We start from the raw sequence: 26,094 nt of genomic DNA, 5'->3' as shown, positions 1-26,094 counted from the left end.
GCGCAGCAGGGCGGGCCGAAAAGGGCTACTTGATCAGTCGGATGGCGAACGGGTACCGGTAGCCGCGACCGTCCTTGACCTGTGCGAAGGCGATGATCGAGAAGATGACGCCGACGAGCCAGATCAGCCAGGACAGGCTGTACAGGAAGCTGAGCAGGCCGAATGACGCGATCGACAGCACCGAGACGACGATGAACAGGGCGACCTGGGCCATCAAAAGGGTCAGCTGAAAGTTCAGCGCCTCCTTCGCTTCGGTGTTGGTGAAGCGCCCGCGATCCCTGAAGACCAGCCAGATGATCAGCGAGGGCAGGAAGCTCAGGATGCCGCCCAGGTGGGCGAACGAGGCCCACTGGATGTCGGCGGTCGGGCTGAGCGGGGGCGGTGGCGCCGTGTTGGCGTACGGGTTCTCCGGCGGGCCGGGCGGGGCGGGCGGTGCAGGCGGCGGGGCGCTGGCGTACGGGTTCTGCTGCGGCGCGGCCGCGACGGGCGGCGCGGGAGGGGGTGCGGCGCTGGAGTAGGGGTTCTCCGGAGCGGGCGGCGGCGTCGGGGGAGTCGGCGGCGTCGGCGGCTGCTGAGTCGGGTCGGAGGGGGGCGTTGGTGCGGCGGGGTCAGTCATGATCGGCCCTTTCCATTCACGGGTGCCGGCGGGCGCGCACTGCGCCCATCCATAAGCTAGCCCCGCCCCTGCCGTGCGGCAACGCTCATTGCCAGCCAGTGCGCGATATGATTAGCACTCAGGAGTAGTGAGTGCCAGCAGCCCGCGCGGGCGAACGCCGGCGCTCTCCGGCACAGTGGAGGCGGTGCACATGGTTTCGGAACGGAGCCTCGAAGTCCTGCGCGTCATCGTGCAGGACTACGTGTCGTCGCGCGAACCCGTCGGCTCCAAGTCGATCGTCGAGCGGCACTCCTTCGGCGTGTCCGCCGCCACCATCCGCAACGACATGGCGCAGCTGGAGGAAGAGGAGCTGATCACAGCGCCGCACACCTCCTCCGGGCGCATCCCGACCGACAAGGGCTACCGGCTCTTCGTCGACCAGCTCAGCGACCTGCGCCCGCTCAGCGGCGCCCAGCGGCACGCCATCGAGACCTTCCTCGGCCAGTCCGCCGACCTCGACGAGGTGCTCGCCCGCACCGTGCGCCTGCTCTCCCAACTCACCCACCAGGTCGCCCTGGTGCAGTACCCCTCCCTCAGCCGCGCCACCGTCAAGCACGTCGAGCTGGTGCGCCTGAGCGACAACCGACTGCTCTCGGTGCTGATCACCGACACCGGCCGCGTCGAGCAACGCGTCGTCGACACCGTCGGCGGCGTCAGCGACGAGCACGTCGCGGGCCTCCGGGTCAGCGTCAACGAGGCGCTGGCCGGCCTCGGCATGACGGATGCTGCGACCGCGGCGGCCGGCCTGGCCGCCGTCGCACCGCCGCAGCTGGCCGGCCTGGCCGCCGTGGTCGCCGACACGCTCGTGGAGCAGGTGCTCGCCAACCGCGCCGACAAGCTGGTGATGGCGGGGGCGGCCAACCTGGTGCGCACGGAGGAGGACTTCACGGGCAGCATCTTCCCCGTGCTCGAGGCCATCGAGGAGCAGGTGGTGCTGTTGCGCCTGCTCGGCGAGATGGCCGTTGACCAACACGGCGTCTCGGCGAGCATCGGCCGGGAGAACGCCTCCTTCGGGCTCGGCGAGACCTCGGTTCTCAGCAGCAGCTACCACTCGGCCGGTTCCGAACTGGCCCGGGTCGGCGTGCTCGGCCCGCTGCGGATGGATTACTCCAACAACATGGCCGCCGTTCGCGCGGTCGCTCGGTACTTGTCCAGACTCTTGGGCGAAAACTAGTCAGACGAATCGCCTCGACATCGTGCACGTGTGAGCACCGTGCGCTCGAGGCCGGAAAGGAACGGCCGGAGTGGCTGACCACTACGAAGTATTGGGCGTCTCGCGTGAGGCGACCACCGACGAGATCAAGAAGGCGTACCGCCGGCTTGCGCGCGAGCTGCACCCGGATGTGAACCCGAGCTCCGAGGCATCGGAGCGGTTCAAGGAGGTGACCCACGCCTACGACGTGCTGAGCGACGCCAAGCAGCGCCAGAACTACGACATGGGCGGCCAGGGCGGCTTCGGCGGCGGCGGTGGCGACTTCGGCGGCTTCGGCGACATCTTCGAGACCTTCTTCGGCGGGGGAGGCGGTGGCGGCGGGCGCCGCGGCCCGCGCTCCCGCCGCGAGCGCGGCCAGGACGCCCTGCTCCGGGTCGAGCTCGACCTCGACGAGATCATCTTCGGCACCCACCGCGAGATCGAGGTCGACACGGCCGTGCTCTGCGAGACCTGCCAGGGATCCTGCTGCGCCCCGGGCACCAGCCCGGTCACCTGCGACATCTGCCACGGGACCGGCAGCATCCAGCGCGCCGTCCGCTCGCTGCTCGGCAACGTGATGACCTCCAGCCCCTGCGGCAGCTGCCGCGGCTACGGCACCATCATCGCCACGCCGTGCCTCACCTGCTCTGGCCAGGGCCGCGTGCGCGCCCGCCGCACCGTCCCCGTCGACATCCCCGCAGGCGTCGACACCGGCGTGCGCCTGCAGATGCCCGGCAGCGGCGAGGTCGGCCCGGCCGGCGGCCCGAACGGCGACCTGTACCTCGAGATGAAGGTGCGCCACCACGACGTCTTCAGCCGCGACGGCGACGACCTCCTGGCGACCCTCGAGGTGGCCATGACCGACGCCATCCTCGGCACCAGCACTGTGCTGCACGCCCTCGACGGCGACGTCGAGATCGAGCTGAAGCCCGGCACGCAGAGCGCAGAGGTCATCACGATCAAGGACCGCGGCATCGGCAAGCTGCGCGGCACCGGCCGCGGCGACCTCCGCATCGGCATCCAGGTGGTCACCCCGAACAAGCTGAGCGGCAAGGAACGGGACCTGATCGAGCAGTTCGCGAAGATGCACAAGCACCCGGAGCCCGCGCTCAGCCAGTTCCACCAGGGCTTCTTCTCCAAGCTGCGCGACAAGTTCGTGGGCTAGGCCCGATGAGCTCTCTGTTCCTGCGGGAGGACCTCGACCCGGCCGCGGTGGCCGCTTCCGGCATCGCCAGCGTCACCGGCGCAGAGGCCAAGCACGCCGTGACGGTCAACCGCACGCGCCTCGGCGAGCGGGTCTCCATCGGCAACGGCCGGGGGCTCATCGTCACGGGCCCCGTCGTCACAGCGGATGCCGGCGAGCTCGCCATCCAGGCCGAGCTGGTCGAGAACGTGCAGCCGGCCTCGCCGCGGCTCGTGCTCGTGCAGGCCCTCGCCAAGGGCGGGCGCGACGAGATGGCCGTGCAGGCCTCCACCGAGTTGGGCGTGGACGCCGTCATCCCGTGGAGCGCCGCCCGCTCCGTCTCCCGCTGGGAGGGCGCCAAGGTCGCCAAGGGGCAGGACCGCTGGGCGAGCATCGTGCGCGAGGCGAGCAAGCAGTCGATCCGCGCCTGGCTGCCCGACGTGACGGCGCTGTTCTCCACCAAGGACCTGGAGAGGCTCGCCGCGACGAGCAGGATGCTGGTGCTGGAGCCGACGGCGGAGCTCGCGCTGACCGAGTGGACCGCCGCAGAGCTCGGCCGCGCCGGGCACAGTTCCGGGCACAACCCCGAGCTCGACATCGTGCTCGTGGTCGGCCCGGAGGGCGGCATCGCCCCGAACGAGCTGGAACGCCTGCAGGCGGCCGGGGCGAGCCTCGTGCGCCTCGGCTCCACGGTGCTGCGCACCTCCACGGCCGGCGCCGCCGCACTCTCGGTGCTGAGCGCTCACCTCGGCCGCTGGTAGTGCGCCTTAAGATGGAGTCATGACTTCACTCGAGCCCAGCATCTTCAGCCGCATCGTCGCGCGCGAGATCCCGGCCACGATCGTGGCCGAGACCGACAACGTCATCGCGTTCAGGGACATCGCGCCGCAGGCGCCGCTGCACGTCGTCGTGACGACGAAGTCGCAGGAGTACGCCAACGTCGTCGAGCTGGCCGCCGGAGACCCGGCCCTGCTCGCCGAGCTCGTCGCGGTCGCCTCGCAGGTGGCCGAGGAGCTGGCGCCGGAGGGCAAGACTCCCGGCCAGTTCCGCCTCATCTTCAACACCGGCCCGGAATCCGGGCAGACCGTGTTCCACGTGCACGCCCACGTGCTCGCCGGAACCTTCAAGGAGGGCTCGCTTGTCGGCGGCTAACAACGAATCACGAAAGCACGACGCCGAGCCGCGCAGCGAGGTCAAGCTGCTCATCGACGGAATCGCCATGGTGCGCCTGTTCGGGGCGCAGGACCGCCTGCTCTCCACCGTTGAGAAGGAGTACCCGGATGTCGCCGTGCACGCGCGCGGCAACGAGATCACCCTCGCCGGCCCGAGCAGCCAGGTGCAGGCCGTCTCCCGGCTGATCGAGGAGCTGCAGGACGTCATGCGCGACGGCCAGGACCTGAGCCCGCGGGAGGTGTCCCACTCGGCCCGCATCCTCGAGGCCGACCAGGCCGCCACCCTGAACGACGTGCTCGGCCAGGCCATCCTCACCTCCAAGGGCAAGAGCATCCGACCCAAGACCCGCGGCCAGAAGGCCTACGTCGACGCCATCGACGAGAACAGCATCGTCTTCGGCATCGGCCCGGCCGGAACCGGCAAGACCTACCTGGCGATGGCCAAGGCCGTGCAGGCGCTGCAGCGCAAGGAGGTCGACCGGATCATCCTCACCCGGCCCGCCGTCGAGGCGGGGGAGCGGCTGGGCTTCCTGCCCGGAACGCTGACCGACAAGATCGACCCGTACCTCCGGCCGCTCTACGACGCCCTGGCCGAGATGATGGACCCGGAGCTGCTGCCGAAGCTGCTCGCCACCGGCACCATCGAGGTCGCCCCGCTCGCCTACATGCGCGGCCGCACCCTGAACTCCGCCTTCGTCGTGCTCGACGAGGCGCAGAACACCACGCCGGAGCAGATGAAGATGTTCCTGACCCGTCTGGGCTTCGGCTCGAAGATGGTGGTCACCGGCGACGTCACCCAGGTCGACCTGCCGGCCGGCGCCTCCGGCCTCCGCCTCGTCACCCGCGTGCTCGACGGCATCGACGACATCTTCTTCGCGCGGCTGACCAGCGACGACGTCGTGCGGCACTCCCTGGTCGCCCGCATCGTCGACGCGTACACCGACTACGACGCCAAGAAACAGGCCCTCCGCTTCGAGCGCGAAGAGGCCAGAGAATTCGCGAACCGGGCGGAGCGCCGCGGCGCCCCGCGCGACCGCCAGCAGGGCCACGGCCCCCGCTCCTGAGAGGCAACACAACTATGAGCATTGAGATCAACAACGAGTCGGCCATCCCCGTCGACGAGGCCGCCATCCTGCGCCTCGCCGTCTATGCGCTGGACGCCCTGCACGTGCACCCGGATGCCGAACTCGCCATCGTGCTGGTCGACGAGGGCGCCATGGAGCAGCTGCACGTGCAGTGGATGGACGAGCCGGGCCCCACCGACGTGCTGAGCTTCCCGATGGACGAGCTGCGCCCCGGCACCGAGGACTCCCCGACGCCCGCCGGACTGCTCGGCGACATCGTGCTCTGCCCGCAGGTCGCCCAGGCGCAGGCAGAGACGGCCGGGCACCCGACGCTCGCCGAGCTGCAGCTGCTCACCACCCACGGCATCCTGCACCTGCTCGGCTTCGACCACGCCGAACCCGACGAGGAGAAGGAGATGTTCGGGCTGCAGCGCGAGATCCTGGCCGGCTTCGCCCAGCAGGAGCGCACGCGCTAGCGCATGGAAATCCTCTTCATCGTCCTCGCTTTCGTGCTCGTCGCCTTCGGCGGCCTGATGGCCGCCGTCGACGCCGCCATCACGGCCCGCTCGCGCGCCGACATCGAGGAACTGGCGGAGGGGGCCCGCGCCAAGGTCTCGCTGCGCGCGATCGCGGCCGACTCCGGTGCGCACCTCAACGCCATCAACTTCATGCGCATCATCGCCGAGACCACGGCGGCCGTGCTCGTCACGCTCGCCCTGGCATCCGCCTTCGACGAGGTGTGGATCGCCCTCGTGCTCTCGGCCCTGATCATGACCGCCGTCTCGTTCGTGCTCGTCGGCACCAGCCCGCGCAGCGTCGGCCGCGCCCACCCGGACGGCCTGCTGCGCCTGACCGCGCTGCTCGTGCACGGCCTGCGGGTCGCGCTCGGGCCCATCGCGAACGCCCTCGTCGCCGTCGGCAACAAGGTCACCCCCGGGCGGCCGAAGCTCGGCACCTTCGCCACTGAGGAGCAGCTGCTCAGCATGGTCGACCAGGCCACAGAGCTCGACGTGCTCGAGGAGGACGACCGCGAGCTGATCCACTCCATCTTCGAGTTCAGCGACACGGTGGTGCGCGAGGTGATGATCCCGCGCACCGACATGGTCACCGTCTCCGGCAGCGCCGACCTCAGCGCCGCGATGGGGCTCTTCCTCAGCTCTGGCGTCTCGCGGATGCCGGTGATGGCCGGCGAGGTCGACGACGTGCTCGGCGTGCTCTACCTGCGCGACGTCGCCAAGCACGCCTTCGAGCGCGGCCCGGACGCCGAGAGCCTGGAGATGGCCGACCTGGCCCGGCCGGCCCTGTTCGTTCCGGAGTCGAAGAAGGCGGACGAGCTGCTGCGCCAGATGCAGCTGGAATCCAACCACCTCGCGATGGTGGTCGACGAGTACGGCGGCATCGCGGGGCTCGTCACCCTGGAGGACCTGATCGAGGAACTCGTCGGCGACATCTCCGACGAGTACGACCGCGAGGTCGTCGAGGTCGAGGAGCTCGGCGGCGGCCGCTACCGGGTCGCCGCCCGCCTGCCCGTCGACGAGCTCGGCGAGCTGTTCGGCCTGGAACTGGACGACGACGACGTCGACTCCGTCGGCGGCCTGCTCGCCAAGGCGCTCGGCCGGCTGCCCGTGACCGGGTCCAGCGCCACCGTCAGCGGCCTCGCGCTGACCGCAGAACGCACGGAGGGGCGCCGGAAGCGCATCAGCACGGTGCTGGTCGAACGCGACGAGGCCCTCCTGAACGCCCAGAACGCTTTTCCGGCCACGCACACCGCTGGCCACGATGAAGGAGTACAACCATGACCGACGCCACGCCCGCAGCGGGCACCCCCAGCGGCTACCGGGCGGGCTTCGTCTCGTTCGTCGGCCGTCCCAACGTCGGCAAGTCGACGCTGACCAACGCCCTCGTCGGCGAGAAGGTCGCCATCACCAGCTCCAAGCCGCAGACGACCCGCCGCGCCATCCGGGGCATCGTGCACCGCGAGAACGGCCAGCTGATCCTGGTCGACACCCCCGGCATCCACCGCCCGCGCACCCTGCTCGGCGAGCGGCTGAACAGCCTCGTGCAGTCCACCCTCGGCGACGTCGACGTGATCGGCCTGTGCATCCCGGCCGACGAGCCGATCGGCCCCGGCGACAACTTCATCAACACCCAGCTGGACGAGTTCCCGCGCGCCAAGAAGGTCGCCATCGTCACCAAGCTCGACACCGTCTCCAAGGACAAGGTGGGGGAGCAGCTGCTGGCCGTCTCGAAGCTGCGCGACTGGGCGGCGATCATCCCGATCTCCGCGGTCGACGGCATCCAGCTCGACATCCTGAGCGAGGAGCTGCTCAAGCTCCTGCCGCTCTCCAGCCAGCCGCTCTACCCGGCAGAGGCCGTCACCGACGAGGGCACGGAGGAGCGCATCGCGGAGTTCATCCGCGAGGCCGCGCTCGAGGGCGTCAGCGACGAGCTGCCGCACTCCATCGCCGTCACCATCGACGACATGATCGAGCGGGAGGACCAAGACCTCCTCGAGATCTACGCCAACCTCTTCGTCGAGCGCGACAGCCAGAAGGGCATCATCATCGGCAAGGGCGGCAGCCGCCTGAAGGATGTCGGCGCCACCTCGCGCGCGCAGATCGAGAAGCTGCTCGGGCGCAAGGTCTTCCTCTCGCTGCGGGTCAAGGTCGCCAAGGACTGGCAGCGCGACCCCAAGCTGCTCGGCCGCCTCGGTTTCTAGCCGAGTGTTCCGCACACTCACGACCAGGCAGCGCGTCGGCGACTTCGTCGGCGCCGGCCTGTTCTTCCTCTTCTTCGCGCTGCTCGTTCTGGGCATGGGCGCCGCCCAGTCCGGCTGGGCGGCCGCCTGCGACGTGCTGGTGCTCGCGGTCTACTCGCTGGCCCTCGCGTTCCGGCGGCTCTCGCCGCCGCTCGCGCTCGGTGTGGCCTGGGCGGGCGCCATCATCCAGATGAGCGCGCTGCGCGACGTGCAGTTCGGCAACCTCGCCATCCTCGCGGTGCTCTACGCGGTCGGATGCTACGGCAACCGCGTCGTGCGCTGGCTGGGGCTGGCCTCCGCCGGCCTCGGCGCCCTGCTGGCCGCGCTGTACCTCATGGTGTGGCTGCCGGGCGCGCAGGGCACCGGCCCGGCCGATGTGACCACCGGCGCCTTCCTGTTCACACTGATCGCCTCCTTCGCGGTGCTCGCGCTGCCCTGGATGCTCGGCATGCTGGCCAGCGCCCGCCGACTCTCGCGGGAGAGCAAGCAGCAGCAGATCGAGGCGCAGCGCGAGGCGGAGCGTGCGGAGTACGCGGTCGTCGTGGAGCAGGAGCGCAACCGCATCGCCCGCGACATGCACGACGTCGTGGCGCACTCCCTGGCCGTCGTGATCGCGCAGGCCGATGGCGCCCGCTACGCGGCGCAGGGCAACCCGGAGCTGGCGGCGACGAGCCTCGGCACCATCGCCGCCACCGCCCGCGAGGCCCTCGCCGATGTGCGGCTGCTGCTCGCCCAGCTCCGGCACTCGGAGGCCGAGGGCCCGCAGCCGACCATCCACGACCTGGAACGTCTGATCGAACAGCTGCGGGCGACCGGCCTGCGGGTCGAGGTGTCCTCGACCGGCACGGTCGTGCCGATGAGCGCCGGCCACCAGATCGCCGTGTTCCGGATCGTGCAGGAGGCGCTGACCAACGCGCTCCGGCACGGCGACACGACGCGGCCGGTCGGCCTCAGCCTGCGCTGGGCCGACAACGGCGTGCGGGTCACCCTCTCAAACCCGGTGCGCACCGGCGCGGCGGAGCCCGCCCCCGGCTCGCTCGGCCACGGCATCCCGGGCATGCGCGAGCGCGCCCTGCTCACCGGCGGCAGTTTCACGGCCGGCGGCTCGGGCGCCGGCCGCTTCGAGGTCTCCGCGTGGATCCCGTCCGGGGCCGCGCAGCACCAACTCCCGCAGCAACCGGAAGGCACCCCATGACGCGCATTCGCGTGGCCCTCGTCGACGACCAGGCGCTGTTCCGCGCCGGCATCCGCATGCTCATCGAGTCGCAGCCCGACCTCGAGTTCGTGGGAGAGGCCGGCGACGGCGAGGCGGGCGTCGAGCTCGCGGCCTCCGCCGCCCCCGACGTCATGCTGATGGACATCCGGATGCCGCTGCTGGACGGCATCGCCGCCACAGAGGCGATCATCGCCGCCGGCGCGCCCAGCCCGCGCGTGCTCGTGCTGACCACCTTCGACCTGGACGAGAGCGCGGCCCGCGCGATCAGGGCCGGCGCCAGCGGCTTCGTGCTGAAGGACGCCGACCCGGAGTTCCTGCTCGCGGCGATCCGCACCGTGCACGCCGGCAACGCGGTCATCGCCGCCTCGGCGACCCGCGAGCTGCTCGAGCACTTCGCGGCCAGCCGCGCCCAGCCGGACGCCCCGGCGAGCTTCGCGACGCTCACCCCGCGCGAGGGCGAGATCTTCCTGCTCGCCGCCAAAGGCCTGAGCAACACCGAGATCGCGGCGCGCGAGTTCCTCAGCGAGGCGACCGTGAAGACGCACATCTCGCGGATCCTCGGCAAACTGGGCCTTCGCGACCGGGTGCAGCTGGTGGTGTTCGCGTTCGAGCATAATCTCGTCGACTGACCCGGGATCATCCGCCCGGCTGATGGGGATGGCCCCACAGCCTGACGCGCCGGCGCCCCGTGCTTCGTAGCGTTGAGGCATGGGAATGAACACCACAGAACTCGGCCTGATCGCCCGGGTCGCACACGTCAGCAAGCGCTACGGCGAGGGATCGGGCGCGGTCGCCGCGCTCGACGACGTCTCGATCGGGATTCGCCGCGGCGAGTTCACCGCCATCATGGGTCCGAGCGGCTCCGGCAAGTCCACGCTCATGCACGTCATGGCCGGCCTCGACAACGCCACCGGCGGGCAGGTGTGGCTCGGCGACACCGAGATCACCGAGCTGGGCGACAGCGCGCTCACCGTGCTGCGTCGGCGCCGGGTCGGCTTCGTGTTCCAGTCGTTCAACCTGGTGCCGACGCTCGACGTGCGCGGGAACATCATGCTGCCGTTCGAGCTGGACGGCCGGCGGCCAAGCGCCAAGGAGCAGGAGTGGGTCGACCACCTGATCGCCTCGCTGGGCCTCCTGAACCGGCTCACCCACCGCCCGCACGAGCTCTCCGGCGGCCAGCAGCAGCGCGTCGCCATCGCCCGCGCCCTCGGCACCCGGCCCGACCTCGTCTTCGCCGACGAGCCGACCGGCGCCCTCGACTCGCGCACGGGCCGGGAGGTGCTCGCCCTGCTGGCGACGGCCTCCCGCGAGTACGCCCAGTCCATCGCCATGGTCACCCACGACCCCATCGCCGCCAGCCACGCCGACCGGATCCTGTTCCTCGCCGACGGCCGCGTCGTCGACGACCGGCCGCGCTCCTCCGCCGAGGAGATCTCGCGCATCATGCTGAGCATGGAATCGGCCCTCTGATGGCCGGCCCGCTCTCCGCCCACAACTTCTCCGCCCAGGCGCGGGACCACGCCTCGACGCTCACCGTCGCGGCCCTCAGCTCGGCGTTCGGCGTCGTGCTGCTGCAGGCCACCGGCATCATCGCGACGAGCGTCGAGTCCGACGTGGTGGGGGAGTCCGACTCGGTCCGGCTCGCCCTGTCGATCGTCACGACGGTGTTCACCGTGATCGCCTTCTACGTCGGCGCCATCGTCACCGCCAACACCTTCTCGACGATCATCGCCGGCCGGGTGCGCCAGATCGCGCTGCTCCGGCTGATCGGCGCCCAGGCGCGCACGGTGCGGCGGGCCGTGGCCACCGAGGGGCTTCTCGTCGGGGCCCTCGGCGCCGTGCTCGGGCTCGCCGTCGGCATGGGCATCACCGTGGCCACCGTCGCCCTCGGCATCCGGTCGGGCTGGCTGCCCGCCCTCGAGTACACGCTGCTCGACCCCATCGTCGCCGTGCCGGTCGTGGTGGTGGCGCTCGTCACCTGGGCGGCCGCGTGGGTGGGCTCCCGCCGCGTCGTCACCGTGTCGCCGATGGAGGCGGTCGGGGCCGCCGCCGAGACGCGAAACGTGGGCGGACGCCGCACCGCCCGCACCGTCTTCTCCCTGCTGCTCGTGCTCGGCGGCCTGGCCCTGCTCGCGCTCGGCGTGATCGTCGGCCTCTCCTTCGTGGGCGGCCTGCTCATCGCCTTCTGCGGCGGGCTGGCCTCCTTCACCGGGATCATCCTCGGCGCGCACCTCGTGATGCCGCCCGTGCTGCGCCTGGTCGGCCGGCTGTTCGGCTCCGCCCCGACGGCCCGGCTCGCCGCGGAGAACGCGGTGCGCTTCCCGGAGCGGAGCTCGCGCGCCACGATCGGCCTCGTCATCGGCGTGACCCTGGTCGTGATGTTCGCGGTCACCATGGAGAGCTACCGCGCCATGGTGCTGGAGTCCTTCGCCGACCGGCCGGAGCTGGCCGCCGCCATTGACCAGTCGGTGACACTGACCACGTCCATCTTCCTCGGCCTGGTTGGCTTCAGCGCCGTGATCGCCGCGGTCGGCATGGTGAACAACCTCTCGCTCAGCGTGCTGCAGCGCACCCGGGAGCTCGGCCTGCTGCGCGCGCTCGGCTTCACCGGGCGCCAGGTGCGCGGGATGATCCTGGCCGAGAGCGCCCAGATGAGCATCGCCGCCGTCGGCCTCGGCCTCGTGCTCGGCGTGTTCTACGGCTGGGCCGGCGCGCAGTCGCTGCTCGGATCCATCAACCACGAACTGATGGCGCCCGCCCTGCCCTGGCCGCTGATCGCCGCCACCCTCGCCGGCGGCGCCGTGCTCGCGCTGGTCGCCTCCATCGCCCCGGCCCGCCGGGCGACCACGGTCTCGCCCGTGCTCGCGCTCTCGGTGGACTGACTCAACAAGCACTCAGCCGGCGCTCAGCAGAGGTGCATCATCCGGGGTGAGAATGCCCAGTGTGTTGGACACCCTGCTGAGCACCAGCGTCACCGGCGGCTGGTTCGTCGTCGCCGTGTTCGCCCTCGCGCTCGCGCTGCTCAGCCTGACCGTTGTGCGCCGTGGCGAGGGTCGCTGGAGCACGGCCCGCTGGGGTGCGGCCGTCGCTCTGGCGGCGGCCGCCGGCGGCGCGCTCGGCTGGCTGCTCACCTGGCTGGTCAGCGAGGTCTGGGATGCCTTCGGGGTCTCGCTGAGCATCGCGGTGCATGTCGCGGTCGCGCTCGGCTGCGCGGTGATCGGCGTCGGCGTGCTCGCACTGACGCGGCGCGGCGTCTGGCGCCGGCTCGGCGCCGTCGGGCTGGTGCTCAGCGCGGTCCTGGTCGCCGCCATGCTGATCAACATCGACTTCGGGCGGTACGCCACCGTGCAACAGGCGCTCGGCCTCACCTCGTTCAGCGGCGCGACGCTCCCCTCCCGGGCCTCGGCCGGAAGCGGCCAGGACGCCTCCGGGGCCGCCCTGGCCCAGCTGCTCGACACGTGGCAGCCGCCCGCGGACCTCCCGGCGAGCGGCACCGTGCACCAGGTCGACATCCCGGCCAGCAGCTCCCACTTCGCCGCGCGACCCGCACTGGTCTACCTGCCGCCCGCTGCTCTCGTGCCCAACCCGCCGCCGCTGCCGGTGGTCATCGCCCTCTCCGGGCAGCCGGGCAGCCCGAAGGACGTGTTCGAGGCCGGGCAGGTCCAGGGCCAGCTGGATGCCGTCGCGGCCGCCGACCGCGGGCTCGCCCCGATCGTCGTCGTGCCCGACCAGCTCGGCGACCCGGCGAACAACCCGATGTGCGTCGACTCCGCGCTCGGCAACTCCGCCAGCTATCTCACCGTCGACGTGCCCAACTGGGTCCGCAGCACCCTGAACGTCGCCCAGGGGCGTGCCGACTGGGCGATCGCCGGGTTCTCCCAGGGGGCCACCTGCGCCGTGCAACTCGGCACCGGGTTCAGCCAGCTCTTCGGCTCATTCCTGGCCATCGCCCCGGAACTCGGGCCGAGCAGCGGCGACCAGGCCGCGACCATCGCGAAGGGCTTCGGGGGCTCTCGCGCCGCCTACGATGCCGCCCAGCCGCTCGCGATCATGAAGCAGGACGCGCCGTACAGCGACAGCGTCGGGGTGTTCGTGATCGGCGAGGCCGACCAGCAGTTCGGCCCCAACACCGAGAAGCTGCAGGCGGCGGCCACCGCGGCCGGCATCGCCACCTCGCTGTTCACCTCCCCGGGCACGGCACACGACTGGCACACCGGGGCCTATGGTTTCGCGCAGGGGATCGCGGCGCTGCTGCCGCGCCTCGGGCTGCCTCCCAACGCGCATGGCTGACACCTCCTCGGCCCGGCGAGTCCTGCGGCGCTACCCCGTCACCCTGGTTCTGCTCGCCGTGACCGTGCTCGCGCCCGCCGTCCTGCACTTCGGGTTCGGGGTGCGCGAGCGCGCCCTGCTGTCGCTGCTGAGCGGCAGCGCGGAGTCGGTGTTCCGCGGCGGCCACTGGTTCTCCCCGGTCTCCGGAATCTTCCTGGGCGGGGGCGTCCTCGCCGCGGTCATCGGCGCCGCCGGGATCATCGTCCTCGTCTCGTACTCCGAGCGGCTGATCGGCAGTGCGCGCACGGCGCTCGCCTACCTCGTGACCGGGGCCATCGCGATCGTGGTCGGGATAGCCGTCGAGGGGCTGCTCTACGCGAGCGGTGAAAGCTGGGGGCGGCACGTGTACGGCACCACGTTGCTCGAGGCGCTCGTGCCCGTGGCCGGCACGATCATGGTCGCCAGTGCAGCCGCCGGCCCCCTGTGGCGACGCCGCATCCGCGTGCTCGGCTTCGCCACGCTGCTCGCCCTCCTGCTGTTCTCCGGCCAGCCCGGCGACCTGCATCGGCTGATTGCGGCCGTCAGCGGGCTGCTGCTCGGCCCGCTCATCGCGGGCCGCCGCCCGCAGACCCGCTTCGTGCGCAGCAGCGCACACGAGGTGCGCACCCTGATCGGGGTGATCGTCATGATCGTCGCCGTCGGCCCCGTCATCACCATGCTCTCGCCGCACCGGCTGGGGCCGCTCTCTCCGCTCGGCGTGCTCTTCATGCCGCAGGCGACCCCGCAGGTCGCCGCCGACCGGCTGGACGGGCCGGGGCCGCTGCTGCTCAGCATCCTGCCGCTGCTCGTGCTGGTGCTGGCCGCGCGCGGCCTGCAACACGGCCGGCGGGCCGCGCTCGTCATCGCCCTCGCGATCAACCTGCTCATGGCGGGCCTCGCCGCCTTCTACTACGGATTCCTGCCGGGCGCGGGCGCCGAGCAACTGGTCGACCTCAGCGCCGCCGGGCAGTGGGAGCTCATCCTCGGATTGGCCGTGTCGACCCTCGTGCCGCTGGCGGTCGCGCTTCTTCTCCTGCTGTTCCGGGCCAATTTCGCCGTGCGCATCGAGGGCAGGCGCGCCCTGCTCGCGCTCTGCATCGTGCTCGGCACCGCGCTGCTCGGCAGCGGGATCTACCTCGCTGTCGGCCTGCTGGACCCCGCGGCGTTCGCGCCGGCGGCCACGCCGACTCTGCTGGTCGACGACCTGCCGGAGCGGTTCGTCCCCGTCGGCTTCCTGGCCGAGCAGAGCCTGGACTTCGTTCCGGTCTCCGCGGCCGCCCGGGCGGTGTATCTCTGGGTCGGCCCGGTCGTCTGGGCGGTGCTGGCCTGCACGACGTTCTGGGTGTTGCACTCCCCGCCCCGGGAAGTCGCCGCCGGCTCCGCACAGCGATACCGGCAGCTGCGCCACGCCGGCGGCGGGGGCAGCCTGGGGCACATGGGGCTCTGGCCGGGCATGCTGCAGTGGACAGCGCGGTCGGGGCAGGCCGCCATCGCCTACGTGGTCGTCGGCCGCTTTGCCCTGACGGTGACGGAGCCGGTCTGCGCCCCCGAGCAGCGACTCCGGGCCATCCGCGAGTTCGCAGCTCACTGTGACGAGCGCGGCCGCACGCCCGTCTTCTACGCCGTGCACGACGAGTACCTGCCGCTGTTCGACTCGCTCGGTTGGTCGAGCGTGCGGGTGGGTGAGGAGGCGGTGCTGGACCCGGCGAGCTGGTCGCTCGTCGGGCGGGCGTGGCAAGACGTGCGCTCGTCCATCAACCGGGCCGGGCGGGCCGGGATCGACACGGTCTGGGCGGCGTGGAGCGAGCTCTCCCTCTCGCAGAAGGCGCAGATCGGGGAGATCTCCGAGGAGTGGGTGGCCGATCGTGGGCTGCCCGAGATGGGCTTCACGCTCGGCGGCCTCGACGAGCTCGCCGAGGCGGAGACGGGCCTCTTGCTGGCCGTGCGCGCTGACGGGCGGGTGGAGGCGGTCACGAGTTGGCTCCCGAGCTGGCGGCCGGCGGCATCCGCCGGGGCCGCGCCCGTCATTGACGGGTGGACCCTGGACGTGATGCGGCGCCGGGACGGCAGCATGAACGGGGTGATGGAGTTTCTGATCGCGTCGATGATGGAGCGGGCCGGCCGCCAGGGGGCGCGCTTCGTCAGCCTCTCCACCGCCCCCTTCGCGGGCGTGGGGGAGCCGCAGGGCAGCACGGCGGAGCGCATCCGCCGCTTTGTGGCGGATGCGCTCGAACCCGTGTACGGCTTCACCTCCCTGCTGCAGTTCAAACGCAAGTTCCGGCCGCGCTTCGAGCCCGTCAGCGTCGCGTTCCCGGACCCCGTCGAGCTGCCGGCCATCGCCTCGGCGATCGTGCGGGCCTACCTGCCGGGCGTCTCCCTGCGCGGCGGCCTGCGCATGGCCTGGGATGCGCGCGAGCACAGCCCCGGCCAGCGCACCCCGACGACGTGAGCCCCGGTATGCGTGTCACGTGGCTCCCCGCCGGGTCGGGAAGTGCTAGCCTGAAAGTGTGTTCCACGGTCTGCTCCTCCTTAGCTGCCGCGACGAGTCCTAATCTCAGGCCTCCCTCGTCGCGGAGTTTGTCGTTGGCTGACCACCACTCGCGAGGAGATTGAGACACCATGAAGAACAACCAGACCGCATCCGCCATGCCGGTGCACCGCTACCGTGCGTACAACGACCAGTTCGTCGTCGAGCTGCCGGATCGCACCTGGCCCACCAAGCGCATCACCGAGGCGCCCCGCTGGTGCGCCGTCGACCTGCGTGACGGCAACCAGGCGCTGATCGACCCGATGAGCCCGGAGCGCAAGCGCGTCATGTTCGACCTGCTGGTCGGCATGGGCTACAAGGAGATCGAGGTCGGCTTCCCGAGCGCCAGCCAGACCGACTTCGACTTCGTCCGCAGCCTGATCGAGGACAATGCGATCCCCGATGACGTCACCATCCAGGTGCTGACGCAGGCCCGCGACCACCTGATCGAGCGCACCTACGAGTCGCTCGTCGGCGCCAAGCAGGCCATCGTGCACCTGTACAACTCGACCAGCGTGCTGCAGCGCGATGTCGTATTCCGCCAGGACAAGCAGGGCATCATCGACCTCGCCCTGCACGGCGCGCGCAAGTGCCGCTCGATGGAGTCGAGCGTGCCCGGCACCGAGATCTACTACGAGTACTCGCCCGAGAGCTACACCGGCACCGAGCTCGAGTTCGCCCTGGACATCTGCAACCAGGTCATCGAGGTGTTCGAGCCGTCCAGCGAGCGCAAGGTCATCATCAACCTGCCCGCCACCGTCGAGATGGCCAGCCCCAACGTCTACGCCGACTCGATCGAGTGGATGAGCCGGCGCCTGGCGCACCGCGAGAACGTGATCCTCAGCCTGCACCCGCACAACGACCGGGGAACCGCCGTCGCCGCGGCCGAGCTCGGCTACCTGGCCGGCGCCGACCGCATCGAGGGCTGCCTGTTCGGCAACGGGGAGCGCACCGGCAACGTCGACCTCGTCGCCCTCGGCATCAACATGTTCACGCAGGGCATCGACCCGCAGATCGACTTCTCCGACATCGACAAGGTCAAGCGCACCGCCGAGTACTGCAACCAGCTGCCCGTGCCCGAGCGCAGCCCGTGGGCGGGCGACCTCGTCTACACCGCGTTCAGCGGCTCGCACCAGGACGCCATCAAGAAGGGCTTCGAGCAGATGGCGGCGGATGCCGCGGAGCGCGGCGTCTCGGTCGACGACATCGAGTGGGCCGTGCCCTACCTGCCCGTCGACCCGAAGGACCTCGGCCGCAGCTACGAGGCCGTCATCCGCGTCAACTCGCAGTCCGGCAAGGGCGGCGTCGCCTACCTGCTGAAGAACGACCACTCGCTGGACCTGCCGCGCCGCCTGCAGATCGAGTTCTCCGGCGTCGTGCAGGCCACGACGGACGCAGAGGGCGGCGAGCTGACCAGCGAGCAGATCTGGACCATCTTCCGCGACGAGTACCTGCCGAGCGGCGACGACGCCGCGGCCTCCGACGTCGAGCGCTGGGGACGCTTCGAGCTGGTCTCCACCGTCACCAGCCACAAGGGCGACGCGGTGCAGCTCGAGGTCGAGGTGCGCGACGGCGAGACCGTCGACACCGCGCAGGGCACCGGCAACGGCCCGATCGCCGCGTTCCTCTCGGTGCTGAACGCCCGCGGCCTCGCCGTCGAGCTGTTCGACTTCTCGCAGCACACGCTCTCCGCCAGCGGCGACGCCCAGGCCGCCTCCTACGTCGAGCTCGACGTGAACGGCCAGCGCCTCTGGGGCGTCGGCATCGACGGCGACACCTCGGTGGCGTCGCTGAAGGCCGTCGTGTCGGCCGTGAACCGCGCCGAGCGCGCCGCGGCATCCGCCCGCAGCAGCGCGGAGTCCGTCACCGCCTAGCGCGCAACGGCACAGAGCCCTCGCGGCCCTGGAAAAGTCTCGCGGCCCCCGCTATGTCGCGGGCCGCGAGACTTTTCGCGTGCCGCGAGCGCGGCCACAGCATGAACGCCGCCCGACTGCAGCAGGACCGACGCCGGAGCCGCGCCCCATAAACGCGACGAGCAGTTCGAGGCGCCCTCGCGGCACTACTCGATCGTGCAGTGCTTCGGCTCGAAGATGGCCGTCGCCCCGGCGGCGTCCAGCGTCGTGCCCAGCTCGCAGAGGCCGATGGCCTCGATGCTCACCTCGCCGAACGGGATGCCGTCGAACTGGAGCGTCGTGCCGGAGCTCATCGTCTCGGCCGCCAGCACGGTGCCGCGGGCGTCGCGCACCTCGACGTCGAGCGTCTGCGGCGCGCCCGTCGTGGCATCCGCCCGCACCTCGACGGTGACGGCCCCCGTCTCCGGGCCGCGTGCGCAGCCCGTCACAGCGAGCACCAGGGCGGCGGCCAGGGCGAGCGAAGTCAGCGCGGCGCGTGTTGTGAACGGCATGGGCCCATTGTGGCCTAGGCGCGGCGCCAGCGCGGCCAGCTGGCGATGGCGCGCTGCTCGGGCAGGCTCCAGCCGAAGCGCACGGCGAGCAGGCGGATGATCGTGACGATGACGACGCAGATGATGCCGGCGAGCGTGATCTGCACGCCGGAGGACGCCATGATCACGAGCAGCGTGCAGCCGACGCCGGCCGCGACCGCGTAGAGCGAGCCGACGTGCATGAGCGCGATCGGCAGGTTGAGCATCATGTCGCGCAGGATCGACCCGCCGACGGCGCTGACCACCCCGACGAACGCCGCGGGCACCTCCGGCACGCCGTAGGCGAGGGCCTTGGTCACCCCGATCGCGGCGAAGAGGCCGATCGTGACGGCGTCCAGCCCGATGATCAGCGGGTTCAGCTTGTCGAACAGGCGCACCAGCGCCATGCCGATCAGGGCGAACGCGGTCGCCACCGGCAGGTACCAGTTGCTGGCCATGGCGGCCGGCAGTTGGTTGATCAGCAGGTCACGGAGCAGACCGCCGCCGAGTCCGACGACGACGCCGATGATGGCAATGCCGAGCAGGTCGATCCGGCGGTCCTTCATGCGGGCGGCGAACATGGCGCCCTGAATCGCTCCGACGGCGACCGCGGTCAGGTCGAGCCAGAGGGGGATGACGAAGGGCGTGACGCTCATGCTCCATGTATACCAAAGCGCGAGGCCAGGTATTCGCCGAAGCGCTGCCGCCCGAACGGCGGGCCGGGCACGAGGTTGTGGCCCGCCCGATACGCGCGCGCCGTCGCGCCGGGCAGGGCCACCCGCGCGACCGGACGGCGGCCGCCCCGCGCGGCCCGGTACGCCAGGGCGAGCTGATGCAGGCTGAGCACCTCCGGACCGCCGATGTCGGCCGCGCGGCCGAGCGTTCCGGCATCCGCCAGGCCGATCAGCCGGCCGGCCACCTCGTCGACGGCGATGGGCTGGGCGGAGAAGTCGGGGGCGAGCAACACGGGCAGCGCGCGCTGGGCGGAGAAGAGCCGCTCGATGAAGGGGTGGAACTGGGTGGCTCGGAGTATCGCGAACGGCAGCCCGGATCCCTCGATCGCCCGCTCGACGGCGAGCTTGCCGCGGTAGTAGGGGAGCGGGATCTGCTCGACGCCGACGATGGAGACGTAGACGAGGTGCGGCGGCCTGGCCTGCGCGCGGGCGGCATCCAGCAGCGCCCGGCTGATGTCGAGGTCGTCGCGGTTGCTCGTCGCCAGGTGGAACACCGTGTCCACGCCGTCCAGGGCCGCATCGAGGCCGGCACCGGTGCCGAGGTCGGCCGTGGTCAGCCCGGCGCCGTGCGTCCTGCTCAGCACCCGGGGGGACTCCCCGCGGGCCCGGAGCCCGGCCACGAGCGCACGGCCCAGGGTGCCCGTGCCACCGGTGACCAACACGGTGCCGGGGGGACGCATCGCGCTCGACTCGCTCACGCAGCGACTCTAGCGCCGAAAGCAGGCGATAATTGACTGTGCCCGTTTATCGTGATGAAGCCGTCGTGCTGCGCACCCACAAGCTGGGTGAGGCAGACCGCATCGTCACGCTGTTGACGCGGCGCCACGGCAAGGTGCGGGCCGTTGCGAAGGGCGTGCGGCGCACCGCGTCGAAGTTCGGCTCCCGGCTGGAGCCGTTCATGGTCGCCGACCTGCAGCTCTACGAGGGCCGCACCCTCGACGTGATCACCCAGGCGGAGACGCTCGGCGCCTACGGCGCCCTCATCGCCGAGGACTACCCCAGCTACACGGCGGCGACCGCGATGGTCGAGACCGCCGACAAGCTCACCGAGTCGGAGGGGTCGCTGCAGCAGTACCTGCTGCTCGTCGGTGCCCTGCGCTCGCTCTCCCGTCGCGAGCACACCGCGAGCCTGACGCTGGACTCCTACCTGCTGCGCGCCCTGTCCATGGCCGGCTGGGCGCCGAGCTTCCACGACTGCGCCCGCTGCGGCCTCGCCGGCCCGCACAACCACATGGTGGTGCAGATCGGCGGCGTCGTCTGCTCCGACTGCGCCCCGCCCGGCTCGCCCCGGCTGGACACGGATACCATCGGTCTGCTCGGCGCCCTGCTGGAGGGCAACTGGGCGGTGGCGGATGCCGCGCCGGAGAACACGGCATCCGGTGCCTCCGGCGTCGTCGCCGCCTACACCCAGTGGCACCTCGAGCGCGGGCTGCGCTCGCTCTCCCACGTCTCGCGAGAAAGCAGCGTATGAACCCCAAACCCCTCACGCACAAGGACGCCGTCGCGTACCGCCCGCTGGACTGGACCGGAATCTACCCGCCGGCCATCCCCGCCAAGGCGGTGCCGGAGCACGTCGCCATCGTGATGGACGGCAACGGCCGCTGGGCGAACGCCCGCGGGCTCACCCGGGTCGAGGGGCACAAGGCCGGGGAGGCCGCGCTGCTGGACGTCGTCGCTGGCGCCATCCAGATCGGCGTCAAGCACCTGAGCGTGTACGCCTTCTCCACCGAGAACTGGAAGCGCTCACCCGACGAGGTGCGCTTCCTGATGGGCTTCAACCGCGACGTGCTGCACCGACGGCGCGACCAGCTGAACGAGTGGGGCGTGCGGATCCGCTGGGCCGGCCGGAAGCCCAAGCTCTGGGCGTCCGTCATCAACGAGCTGCAATTCGCCGAGAAGCTCACCGCCGGCAACTCCACCATGACCCTCACCATGTGCGTGAACTACGGCGGACGCAACGAGATCACGGATGCCGTGCGCGCCATCGCCGAGGATGTCGCGGCGGGCCGGCTGAAGCCGTCCGCGGTCAACGAGAAGGCGATCGCGAAGCGGCTGTACAACCCGGAGATGCCCGACGTCGACCTGTTCGTGCGGAGCTCCGGCGAGCAGCGCACCTCCAACTTCCTGCTCTGGCAGTCCGCCTACGCCGAGATGGTGTTCCTCGACACCCTCTGGCCGGACTTCACCCGCCAGGAGCTGTGGCGCGCCGTCGAGCTGTACGCCTCGCGCAACCGGCGCTTCGGCGGGGCCGTCGACGCGCCCAGCGCTTAGGAACCGCCCGTGCGCGCCGGGGCGCTAGTGTGACAACGGTGAGTGAAACCATCAAAGTAGACATCTGGTCCGACGTGCAGTGCCCCTGGTGCTACATCGGCAAGCGCAAGTTCGAGGCGGGCGTCACCCAGTTCGGCGGCGACGTGGAGATCGAGTACCACAGCTACGAGCTGGCCCCCGACACCCCCGTCGACTTCGACGGCAGCCCCGGCGAGTACCTCAGCCAGCGCAAGGGCATGCCGCTCGAGCAGGTGCAGCAGATGCTGCAGAACGTCACCGACATCGCCGCCGGCGTCGGCCTCGAGTACGACTACGACGCCGTCAAGCAGACCAACACGGTCAAGGCGCACGAACTGCTGCACTACGCCAAGTCGAAGGGGCGCCAGCTCGAGATGAAGGAGCGCCTGCTCAAGGCCTACTTCGTCGAGGGCGGCCACGTCGGCCGCATCGAGGACCTCGCCGACCTCGCCGCCGAGCTCGGCTTCGACCGCGGCGACGTCGTGCGCGCGCTGACCGAGAACGAGTTCCTCGCCGACGTCAAGGCGGATGTCGCCCAGGCCCAGGCCTTCGGCATCCAGGGCGTCCCGTTCTTCGTCATCGACGGCAAGTACGGCATCTCGGGGGCGCAGGACCCGGCCACCTTCGCGCAGGCGCTGGAGCAGGTGCGCAGCGAGAAGGCATAGCACCGACCAGACGACGGAAGGCCGGCACCCCCTCGGGTGCCGGCCTTCCGCGGTGCTGGGGGAGTTACTCGGCTGCCGCGTCGGTTTCAGCGGCGGCGTTGGGCTCCATGACGGCGTCGGGCGTCGCGGCGGCGAGGCGGGCCCTCAGCGCGTCGCGGGACTGCTGGGCGGCGACGCGCACGGCCTTCTCCGGGTCGCGCAGGCGCTGCTCGATGGTGGGCAGGTGGGTCTCGGTGCCCTGGGCGCCGAGGGCGTGCAGGGCGGCGGCGCGCACGCGCGGGTTCTCGTCGGTGGTGAGGCGCACCAGCTTGTCGGCGACCTGCAGCTCGCGCAGCGCCACGACCCTGGCGCACATCTCGCGGATGCGCCAGGCCTGGTTGCCGAGGCCGACGACGACGTAGGGGGCGGCCTGCTCGTCCCAGACGTGCAGCAGGGCGCGGGCGCCCCAGAGCTCGGGCCAGTAGAGGGCGGGGGCGCCGTCGAGGATGCCGAGCGCGTGGCGTCCGCCGGCGTAGAGCAGGAAGTCCTTGCCGGCGTTCTTGCCGCGCAGGAGGGCGATGGCGTTCTGCGCGACGACGTCGGCGCCGTAGTGCTCGATGGCGGCGTTGAGACGCTCGCCGGTCGGCAGATCGAGGGGGATGTCGGGGTGCGGATTCAGTTTGTTTGCCATGGCGCTTCAACTGTAGCTGGCGATGCTGGGCGTTCGGGAATATGCGGCAGCGGGCATACGTTGGGCCTCTCTATGACTGAACCCATCAAGATCGACGTCTGGTCGGATATCGCCTGCCCCTGGTGCTTCATCGGCAAGCGCAAGTTCGAGGGCGGTGTCGCCGCTTTCCAGGCGGACGCCGACGCCCCAGAGGTGATCGTGGAGTACCACAGCTACGAACTCTCGCCCGACACCCCCGTCGACTTCGAGGGCAGCGAGATCGACTTCCTCGCCGAGCACAAGGGCATGCCGGCCGAGCAGCTCCGCGGGATGCTCGAGCAGGTCACCGGCGTCGCCGCCGCGGTCGGCCTGGAGTACAACTTCGACATCCTCCAGCACACCAACACGGTCAAGGCGCACCAGTTGTTGCACTATGCGAAGGCGCAGGGCATCCAGCTGCAGGCCGCCGAGCGGCTGTTCAGCGCCTACTTCACCGAGGGCCGCCACCTCGGTCGTGCGGAGGACCTCGCCGACCTCGGCGCAGAGCTCGGCCTCGACCGGGCCGACGTGCTCCGCTCGCTCACCGAGGACGAGTACCTCCCCGCCGTGCGCGCCGACCAGGCGCAGGCGCAGCAGTTCGGCATCAACGGCGTGCCGTTCTTCGTGATCGACGGCAAGTACGGCGTCTCCGGCGCGCAGGACCCTGATACGTTTGCACAAGTTCTGCAGCAGGTGCGGAGCGAGCGAGCCGAGGAGATCCCCGCATGAGCGAAACCACCATCACCACTCCGGTCGACCCGGCCGTCGAGGCCGTCGCGGTCAAGCCCCTCATCCAGCTGACCAACATCTCGGCCGACGCCTCGGCCGAGGGCGCAAGCTGCTGCGGCGGAGGCTGCTGCTCCTAAGCGCTCACGACTCCTGACGGGGCATCGCCGATTCGGCGGTGCCCCGTTCTGCGTCTGTTGCCGTCTCGAACGCGGCGGTGACGAACGCCGCGAGCTCGGCCGCCATCGGAGCGGCCTGCCACTCGTGCTGCGCGCCCGGCATCCGCTTCTGGACGGCACCGGGGATCGCCGCGACGATCGCGTCGGCGGCGCTGAGCATGATCGGCAGGGTTTCCTCGCCGACCAGCGCCTCGACGGGCACACGGATGCCGGCGCAGAGCTCGCTGAGCGGGGCCGACTCGGCCCAGGCGAGCGACTCGCCGTCCGGGCGGAGGCTGCCGACGTTGGCCACGAGCGCCGGGAACTCGGGGGAGTCCCGCCAGTACTCGAGGTACTCAGGCGGGATGTCCTTCATGTAGTGCACGAGCGCGGCGTCCAGCTCGCCCGCCTCGATCAGCCGATCGACCTCGGCCGCCCACTCGCGGGCGCCGCCGTCCGGCGGTCCGAGCGGCGCCTCCCAGAGGGCGAGCCCGGCGACCGGCAGGCCGCGGGCGGCGGCCGCCAGCGCTATCGAGCAGCCGGAGGAGTGGCCGCAGAGCACGGCGCGGCCGCCGGCCACCCCGAGCAGCGCGGCCACGGCCTCGAGCTCGCGGTCCAGGTCGATCCGCCCCTCGACCGGGCTCTCGCCCCGGCCCAGCCGGTCGTAGACGAACGTCGTGATTCCCCGCTCGGCGGCGAGCGTGGCGGTCTCCGTCGTGACCGGGTCCATGGCCCGGAACGGCCCGGCCCCGGCGATGAAGATCAGGGCGGGGCCGGAGCCGCGCCGGTCGTAGGCCACCCGGTCGCCGCGGGCGGTGACGGTGAATTCGGTCATGGTGATGCACCTCTCGACGAGAGTGAGACTAGGTTTCTCCTCGTCGCCCGTCAACACAGTGTCGAGCTGAGTTAAGCTACGGCCATGACCGTTCGACTTGATCTCATTGGTTTTGTTGTCGCCGACATGGCTGCCTCGCTGGACTTCTATCGCAGGGTCGGGCTGGAGATACCGGCCGGGGCCGAGAGCGAGGATCACGTCGAGCTGACGCTGCCGGGCGGGCTGCGCCTCGGTTGGGACACCATTGACGTAGTGCGGAGCTTCGACCCGGACTGGGTCGCGCCGGTCGGCGGTCACCGCATGGTGCCGGCCTTCCGCTGTGATTCCGTCGCCGAGCTGGACGAGCTGTTCGCCGAGTGCGTCTCCAACGGGGCCGGCGCGCACAAGGAGCCCTGGGACGCCTTCTGGGGCCAGCGCTACGCGATCCTGTTGGACCCGGACGGCAATAGCGTCGAGCTGTTCGCCGAGCTCGCGGACTAGCCGGAGCGCGCGGGCACACGATCGGGAGGCATCCGGGGGATTCGGAGGCCAAATGTGGGCCGAACCGGCCTCCCAATGTGACTCTTGCCTCCCGAGCGGCCTACTCGGGCTCGCTGATGTCGGCGACGACGGCGTCGAACGCGGCGACGAGGGCGTCCGCGTCGACGAAGGCGCTGAAGCCGTGGGCGCCGGCGCCCATCGCCACCCGCTGGCCGGTGATGCCGGCATCCGCGTAGACGGGCCACTCGGTGCTGGAGCCGAGCGGGGTGATGGTGCCGCGCTCGTAGCCGGTCGCCTCCAGCGCCTGGCCGGCATCCGGCAGCTGCAGCTTATTCACGCCGACGAGGGCGCGCAGCTTCGGCCAGGAGATCTTGCGGCCGCCCGGCACGAGTGCGAACAGGAAGTTGCCGTCTGCGCGCTTCACGACGAGCGTCTTCACGATGCCGGACGGCTCGATGCCGAGCAGCTCTGCCGCCTCGGCCAGGCTGCCGGCGGCCGGGCGGGTGATGATGTCCACGTCGAGGCCGCGTGCCGCGGCATCCGCCAGCACGCGCTCGGTTCCGGCAGGCTCGGCGGGGGAGGGCGTCGTCATCGTTCCACTGTATAGCGGAGGTGCGCGAGTCACTCCCGCCGATTATCTGGGAGAATTGCAGGACATGTCTGCCACCTCCACACTCACCCCAGCGCCGCGCCTCTCGATCGGACCGCTCGAGCTCGACGTTCCCGTCGTCCTCGCGCCGATGGCCGGCATCACGAACACCGCCTTCCGCCGGCTCTGCCGCGAGTACGGCGCCGGCCTCTATGTGAGCGAGATGATCACCTCGCGCGCCCTCGTCGAGCGCACCCCGGAGTCGATGCGGCTGATCACGCACCACGAGAGCGAGACCACCCGCTCGATCCAACTCTACGGCGTCGACCCGAAGACCGTGTCAGAGGCAGTGACCATGCTGGTGGCAGAGGACAGGGCCGATCACATCGACTTGAACTTCGGATGCCCGGTGCCCAAGGTCACCCGCAAGGGT

At 71.0% G+C, this 26,094-nt stretch carries 29 protein-coding genes; 22 read left to right on the top strand and 7 right to left on the bottom strand.

Annotation, left to right across the window (positions count from 1 at the left end; all coding sequences use genetic code 11):
* Positions 1–25 precede the first annotated feature (25 nt).
* Positions 26–616 carry a DUF4870 domain-containing protein gene (locus GY24_RS10035; protein ID WP_104475503.1) on the bottom strand — a complete coding sequence of 197 codons (591 nt, stop codon included), beginning with the start codon at positions 614–616 and terminating at the stop codon, positions 26–28.
* Positions 617–806: 190 nt separating this feature from the next.
* On the opposite strand from GY24_RS10035, the gene hrcA reads away from it, so the two are divergent.
* The 15 genes from hrcA to leuA all read left to right on the top strand — a co-directional run bounded on the left by hrcA (position 807) and on the right by leuA (position 17,949).
* Complete coding sequence (gene hrcA, locus GY24_RS10030) at positions 807–1,829, top strand: heat-inducible transcriptional repressor HrcA (protein WP_104475502.1); 1,023 nt, start codon at positions 807–809, stop codon at positions 1,827–1,829.
* Positions 1,830–1,899: 70 nt separating this feature from the next.
* Positions 1,900–3,012, top strand: coding sequence for a molecular chaperone DnaJ (gene dnaJ, locus GY24_RS10025; protein WP_104475501.1), 1,113 nt, complete (start codon positions 1,900–1,902; stop codon positions 3,010–3,012).
* Between the two features lie 5 nt (positions 3,013–3,017).
* A complete protein-coding gene (locus tag GY24_RS10020; protein ID WP_104475500.1) occupies positions 3,018–3,791 on the top strand; it encodes a 16S rRNA (uracil(1498)-N(3))-methyltransferase in 774 nt (257 codons plus the stop codon).
* A 19-nt stretch (positions 3,792–3,810) separates the two neighbouring features.
* Positions 3,811–4,182 (top strand): HIT domain-containing protein, encoded by a 372-nt coding sequence (locus tag GY24_RS10015; RefSeq protein WP_104475499.1) that lies wholly within the window; start codon positions 3,811–3,813, stop codon positions 4,180–4,182.
* Positions 4,169–5,266: a PhoH family protein gene (locus tag GY24_RS10010; RefSeq protein WP_407662173.1), complete on the top strand. Its 1,098-nt coding sequence runs from the start codon at positions 4,169–4,171 to the stop codon at positions 5,264–5,266. Before GY24_RS10015 ends, GY24_RS10010 begins: the two co-directional genes overlap by 14 nt.
* A 14-nt stretch (positions 5,267–5,280) precedes the next feature.
* Positions 5,281–5,742, top strand: coding sequence for an rRNA maturation RNase YbeY (ybeY, locus tag GY24_RS10005; protein ID WP_083364184.1), 462 nt, complete (start codon positions 5,281–5,283; stop codon positions 5,740–5,742).
* A gap of 3 nt (positions 5,743–5,745) precedes the next feature.
* Entirely contained in the window at positions 5,746–7,065 is a 1,320-nt protein-coding gene (locus GY24_RS10000) for a hemolysin family protein (protein ID WP_104475498.1), read from the top strand.
* The gene (gene era, locus GY24_RS09995) at positions 7,062–7,985 is read left to right on the top strand and encodes a GTPase Era (RefSeq protein WP_104475497.1); all 924 of its coding nucleotides are present in this window, start codon (positions 7,062–7,064) and stop codon (positions 7,983–7,985) included. The genes GY24_RS10000 and era overlap by 4 nt, the downstream gene beginning before the upstream one ends.
* 4 nt (positions 7,986–7,989) lie before the next feature.
* Positions 7,990–9,219, top strand: a complete 1,230-nt coding sequence (locus GY24_RS09990; RefSeq protein WP_104475496.1) for a sensor histidine kinase — start codon at positions 7,990–7,992, stop codon at positions 9,217–9,219.
* Complete coding sequence (locus tag GY24_RS09985) at positions 9,216–9,869, top strand: response regulator (RefSeq protein ID WP_104475495.1); 654 nt, start codon at positions 9,216–9,218, stop codon at positions 9,867–9,869. Before GY24_RS09990 ends, GY24_RS09985 begins: the two co-directional genes overlap by 4 nt.
* Before the next feature lie 79 nt (positions 9,870–9,948).
* A complete protein-coding gene (locus tag GY24_RS09980; protein WP_104475494.1) occupies positions 9,949–10,710 on the top strand; it encodes an ABC transporter ATP-binding protein in 762 nt (253 codons plus the stop codon).
* A complete protein-coding gene (locus GY24_RS09975) occupies positions 10,710–12,122 on the top strand; it encodes an ABC transporter permease (protein WP_104475493.1) in 1,413 nt (470 codons plus the stop codon). The genes GY24_RS09980 and GY24_RS09975 overlap by 1 nt, the downstream gene beginning before the upstream one ends.
* Before the next feature lie 61 nt (positions 12,123–12,183).
* Positions 12,184–13,530, top strand: a complete 1,347-nt coding sequence (locus tag GY24_RS09970) for an alpha/beta hydrolase (RefSeq protein WP_133161158.1) — start codon at positions 12,184–12,186, stop codon at positions 13,528–13,530.
* Positions 13,523–15,997, top strand: coding sequence for a bifunctional lysylphosphatidylglycerol flippase/synthetase MprF (locus GY24_RS09965; protein WP_104475491.1), 2,475 nt, complete (start codon positions 13,523–13,525; stop codon positions 15,995–15,997). Before GY24_RS09970 ends, GY24_RS09965 begins: the two co-directional genes overlap by 8 nt.
* 170 nt (positions 15,998–16,167) lie before the next feature.
* Complete coding sequence (leuA, locus tag GY24_RS09960) at positions 16,168–17,949, top strand: 2-isopropylmalate synthase (protein ID WP_104475490.1); 1,782 nt, start codon at positions 16,168–16,170, stop codon at positions 17,947–17,949.
* Positions 17,950–18,134: 185 nt separating this feature from the next.
* On the opposite strand, the gene GY24_RS09955 is transcribed toward leuA, so the two are convergent.
* Genes GY24_RS09955 through GY24_RS09945 form a run of 3 tightly spaced genes read right to left on the bottom strand, consistent with a single transcriptional unit; the run spans position 18,135 to position 19,929 of the window.
* The gene (locus GY24_RS09955; RefSeq protein ID WP_104475489.1) at positions 18,135–18,479 is read right to left on the bottom strand and encodes a hypothetical protein; all 345 of its coding nucleotides are present in this window, start codon (positions 18,477–18,479) and stop codon (positions 18,135–18,137) included.
* Between the two features lie 14 nt (positions 18,480–18,493).
* Positions 18,494–19,153: a trimeric intracellular cation channel family protein gene (locus GY24_RS09950; protein WP_104475488.1), complete on the bottom strand. Its 660-nt coding sequence runs from the start codon at positions 19,151–19,153 to the stop codon at positions 18,494–18,496.
* Positions 19,150–19,929 carry an SDR family oxidoreductase gene (locus GY24_RS09945; protein WP_233279303.1) on the bottom strand — a complete coding sequence of 260 codons (780 nt, stop codon included), beginning with the start codon at positions 19,927–19,929 and terminating at the stop codon, positions 19,150–19,152. Before GY24_RS09945 ends, GY24_RS09950 begins: the two co-directional genes overlap by 4 nt.
* 38 nt (positions 19,930–19,967) lie before the next feature.
* On the opposite strand from GY24_RS09945, the gene recO reads away from it, so the two are divergent.
* The 3 genes from recO to GY24_RS09930 are packed head-to-tail and all read left to right on the top strand — an operon-like array spanning position 19,968 to position 22,185.
* Complete coding sequence (recO, locus tag GY24_RS09940; protein ID WP_104475487.1) at positions 19,968–20,702, top strand: DNA repair protein RecO; 735 nt, start codon at positions 19,968–19,970, stop codon at positions 20,700–20,702.
* Positions 20,699–21,502, top strand: a complete 804-nt coding sequence (locus GY24_RS09935; protein WP_083364173.1) for an isoprenyl transferase — start codon at positions 20,699–20,701, stop codon at positions 21,500–21,502. The genes recO and GY24_RS09935 overlap by 4 nt, the downstream gene beginning before the upstream one ends.
* Positions 21,503–21,540: 38 nt before the next feature.
* The gene (locus tag GY24_RS09930) at positions 21,541–22,185 is read left to right on the top strand and encodes a DsbA family oxidoreductase (protein WP_104475486.1); all 645 of its coding nucleotides are present in this window, start codon (positions 21,541–21,543) and stop codon (positions 22,183–22,185) included.
* 64 nt (positions 22,186–22,249) lie between these two features.
* On the opposite strand, the gene GY24_RS09925 is transcribed toward GY24_RS09930, so the two are convergent.
* Positions 22,250–22,855 (bottom strand): HEAT repeat domain-containing protein, encoded by a 606-nt coding sequence (locus tag GY24_RS09925; RefSeq protein ID WP_104475485.1) that lies wholly within the window; start codon positions 22,853–22,855, stop codon positions 22,250–22,252.
* Positions 22,856–22,927: 72 nt separating this feature from the next.
* Between GY24_RS09925 and GY24_RS09920 the strand changes: the two genes are divergently transcribed.
* Together GY24_RS09920 and GY24_RS17860 are read left to right on the top strand one after the other, a co-directional pair.
* The gene (locus GY24_RS09920) at positions 22,928–23,602 is read left to right on the top strand and encodes a DsbA family oxidoreductase (RefSeq protein ID WP_104475484.1); all 675 of its coding nucleotides are present in this window, start codon (positions 22,928–22,930) and stop codon (positions 23,600–23,602) included.
* Positions 23,599–23,739: a hypothetical protein gene (locus GY24_RS17860; RefSeq protein WP_162842933.1), complete on the top strand. Its 141-nt coding sequence runs from the start codon at positions 23,599–23,601 to the stop codon at positions 23,737–23,739. Before GY24_RS09920 ends, GY24_RS17860 begins: the two co-directional genes overlap by 4 nt.
* Before the next feature lie 4 nt (positions 23,740–23,743).
* On the opposite strand, the gene GY24_RS09915 is transcribed toward GY24_RS17860, so the two are convergent.
* The gene (locus GY24_RS09915; protein ID WP_104475483.1) at positions 23,744–24,592 is read right to left on the bottom strand and encodes an alpha/beta fold hydrolase; all 849 of its coding nucleotides are present in this window, start codon (positions 24,590–24,592) and stop codon (positions 23,744–23,746) included.
* Between the two features lie 84 nt (positions 24,593–24,676).
* Here GY24_RS09915 and GY24_RS09910 point away from each other — a divergent pair, with 84 nt between their 5' ends.
* Positions 24,677–25,072, top strand: a complete 396-nt coding sequence (locus GY24_RS09910; protein WP_083364169.1) for a VOC family protein — start codon at positions 24,677–24,679, stop codon at positions 25,070–25,072.
* A 100-nt stretch (positions 25,073–25,172) separates the two neighbouring features.
* On the opposite strand, the gene GY24_RS09905 is transcribed toward GY24_RS09910, so the two are convergent.
* Positions 25,173–25,664, bottom strand: a complete 492-nt coding sequence (locus tag GY24_RS09905; protein ID WP_104475482.1) for an aminoacyl-tRNA deacylase — start codon at positions 25,662–25,664, stop codon at positions 25,173–25,175.
* Positions 25,665–25,728: 64 nt separating this feature from the next.
* On the opposite strand from GY24_RS09905, the gene GY24_RS09900 reads away from it, so the two are divergent.
* Positions 25,729–26,094: tRNA-dihydrouridine synthase family protein (locus tag GY24_RS09900; RefSeq protein ID WP_193953555.1), on the top strand; the 366-nt coding region annotated here is incomplete at its 3' end.

It is taken from the genome of Microterricola pindariensis (genome assembly GCF_002936985.1).
GTDB classification, from domain to species: domain Bacteria; phylum Actinomycetota; class Actinomycetes; order Actinomycetales; family Microbacteriaceae; genus Microterricola; species Microterricola pindariensis.
This window is presented reverse-complemented; position numbering and strand designations above follow the sequence as displayed.

What these genes read in the sequence shown, in the direction of transcription:
- GY24_RS10000 (WP_104475498.1), top strand. Translation starts at nt 5,746, where the DNA reads ATGGAAATCCTCTTCATCGTCCTCGCTTTCGTGCTCGTCGCCTTCGGC.
- GY24_RS09925 (WP_104475485.1), bottom strand. Translation starts at nt 22,855, where the DNA reads ATGGCAAACAAACTGAATCCGCACCCCGACATCCCCCTCGATCTGCCG.
- GY24_RS09935 (WP_083364173.1), top strand. Translation starts at nt 20,699, where the DNA reads ATGAACCCCAAACCCCTCACGCACAAGGACGCCGTCGCGTACCGCCCG.
- GY24_RS09980 (WP_104475494.1), top strand. Translation starts at nt 9,949, where the DNA reads ATGGGAATGAACACCACAGAACTCGGCCTGATCGCCCGGGTCGCACAC.
- GY24_RS10015 (WP_104475499.1), top strand. Translation starts at nt 3,811, where the DNA reads ATGACTTCACTCGAGCCCAGCATCTTCAGCCGCATCGTCGCGCGCGAG.
- GY24_RS09985 (WP_104475495.1), top strand. Translation starts at nt 9,216, where the DNA reads ATGACGCGCATTCGCGTGGCCCTCGTCGACGACCAGGCGCTGTTCCGC.
- GY24_RS09975 (WP_104475493.1), top strand. Translation starts at nt 10,710, where the DNA reads ATGGCCGGCCCGCTCTCCGCCCACAACTTCTCCGCCCAGGCGCGGGAC.
- GY24_RS09905 (WP_104475482.1), bottom strand. Translation starts at nt 25,664, where the DNA reads ATGACGACGCCCTCCCCCGCCGAGCCTGCCGGAACCGAGCGCGTGCTG.
- GY24_RS09950 (WP_104475488.1), bottom strand. Translation starts at nt 19,153, where the DNA reads ATGAGCGTCACGCCCTTCGTCATCCCCCTCTGGCTCGACCTGACCGCG.
- GY24_RS10035 (WP_104475503.1), bottom strand. Translation starts at nt 616, where the DNA reads ATGACTGACCCCGCCGCACCAACGCCCCCCTCCGACCCGACTCAGCAG.
- hrcA (WP_104475502.1), top strand. Translation starts at nt 807, where the DNA reads ATGGTTTCGGAACGGAGCCTCGAAGTCCTGCGCGTCATCGTGCAGGAC.
- GY24_RS09955 (WP_104475489.1), bottom strand. Translation starts at nt 18,479, where the DNA reads ATGCCGTTCACAACACGCGCCGCGCTGACTTCGCTCGCCCTGGCCGCC.
- GY24_RS17860 (WP_162842933.1), top strand. Translation starts at nt 23,599, where the DNA reads ATGAGCGAAACCACCATCACCACTCCGGTCGACCCGGCCGTCGAGGCC.
- leuA (WP_104475490.1), top strand. Translation starts at nt 16,168, where the DNA reads ATGAAGAACAACCAGACCGCATCCGCCATGCCGGTGCACCGCTACCGT.
- GY24_RS09910 (WP_083364169.1), top strand. Translation starts at nt 24,677, where the DNA reads ATGACCGTTCGACTTGATCTCATTGGTTTTGTTGTCGCCGACATGGCT.
- era (WP_104475497.1), top strand. Translation starts at nt 7,062, where the DNA reads ATGACCGACGCCACGCCCGCAGCGGGCACCCCCAGCGGCTACCGGGCG.
- GY24_RS09920 (WP_104475484.1), top strand. Translation starts at nt 22,928, where the DNA reads ATGACTGAACCCATCAAGATCGACGTCTGGTCGGATATCGCCTGCCCC.
- GY24_RS09915 (WP_104475483.1), bottom strand. Translation starts at nt 24,592, where the DNA reads ATGACCGAATTCACCGTCACCGCCCGCGGCGACCGGGTGGCCTACGAC.
- ybeY (WP_083364184.1), top strand. Translation starts at nt 5,281, where the DNA reads ATGAGCATTGAGATCAACAACGAGTCGGCCATCCCCGTCGACGAGGCC.
- GY24_RS09965 (WP_104475491.1), top strand. Translation starts at nt 13,523, where the DNA reads ATGGCTGACACCTCCTCGGCCCGGCGAGTCCTGCGGCGCTACCCCGTC.
- GY24_RS10020 (WP_104475500.1), top strand. Translation starts at nt 3,018, where the DNA reads ATGAGCTCTCTGTTCCTGCGGGAGGACCTCGACCCGGCCGCGGTGGCC.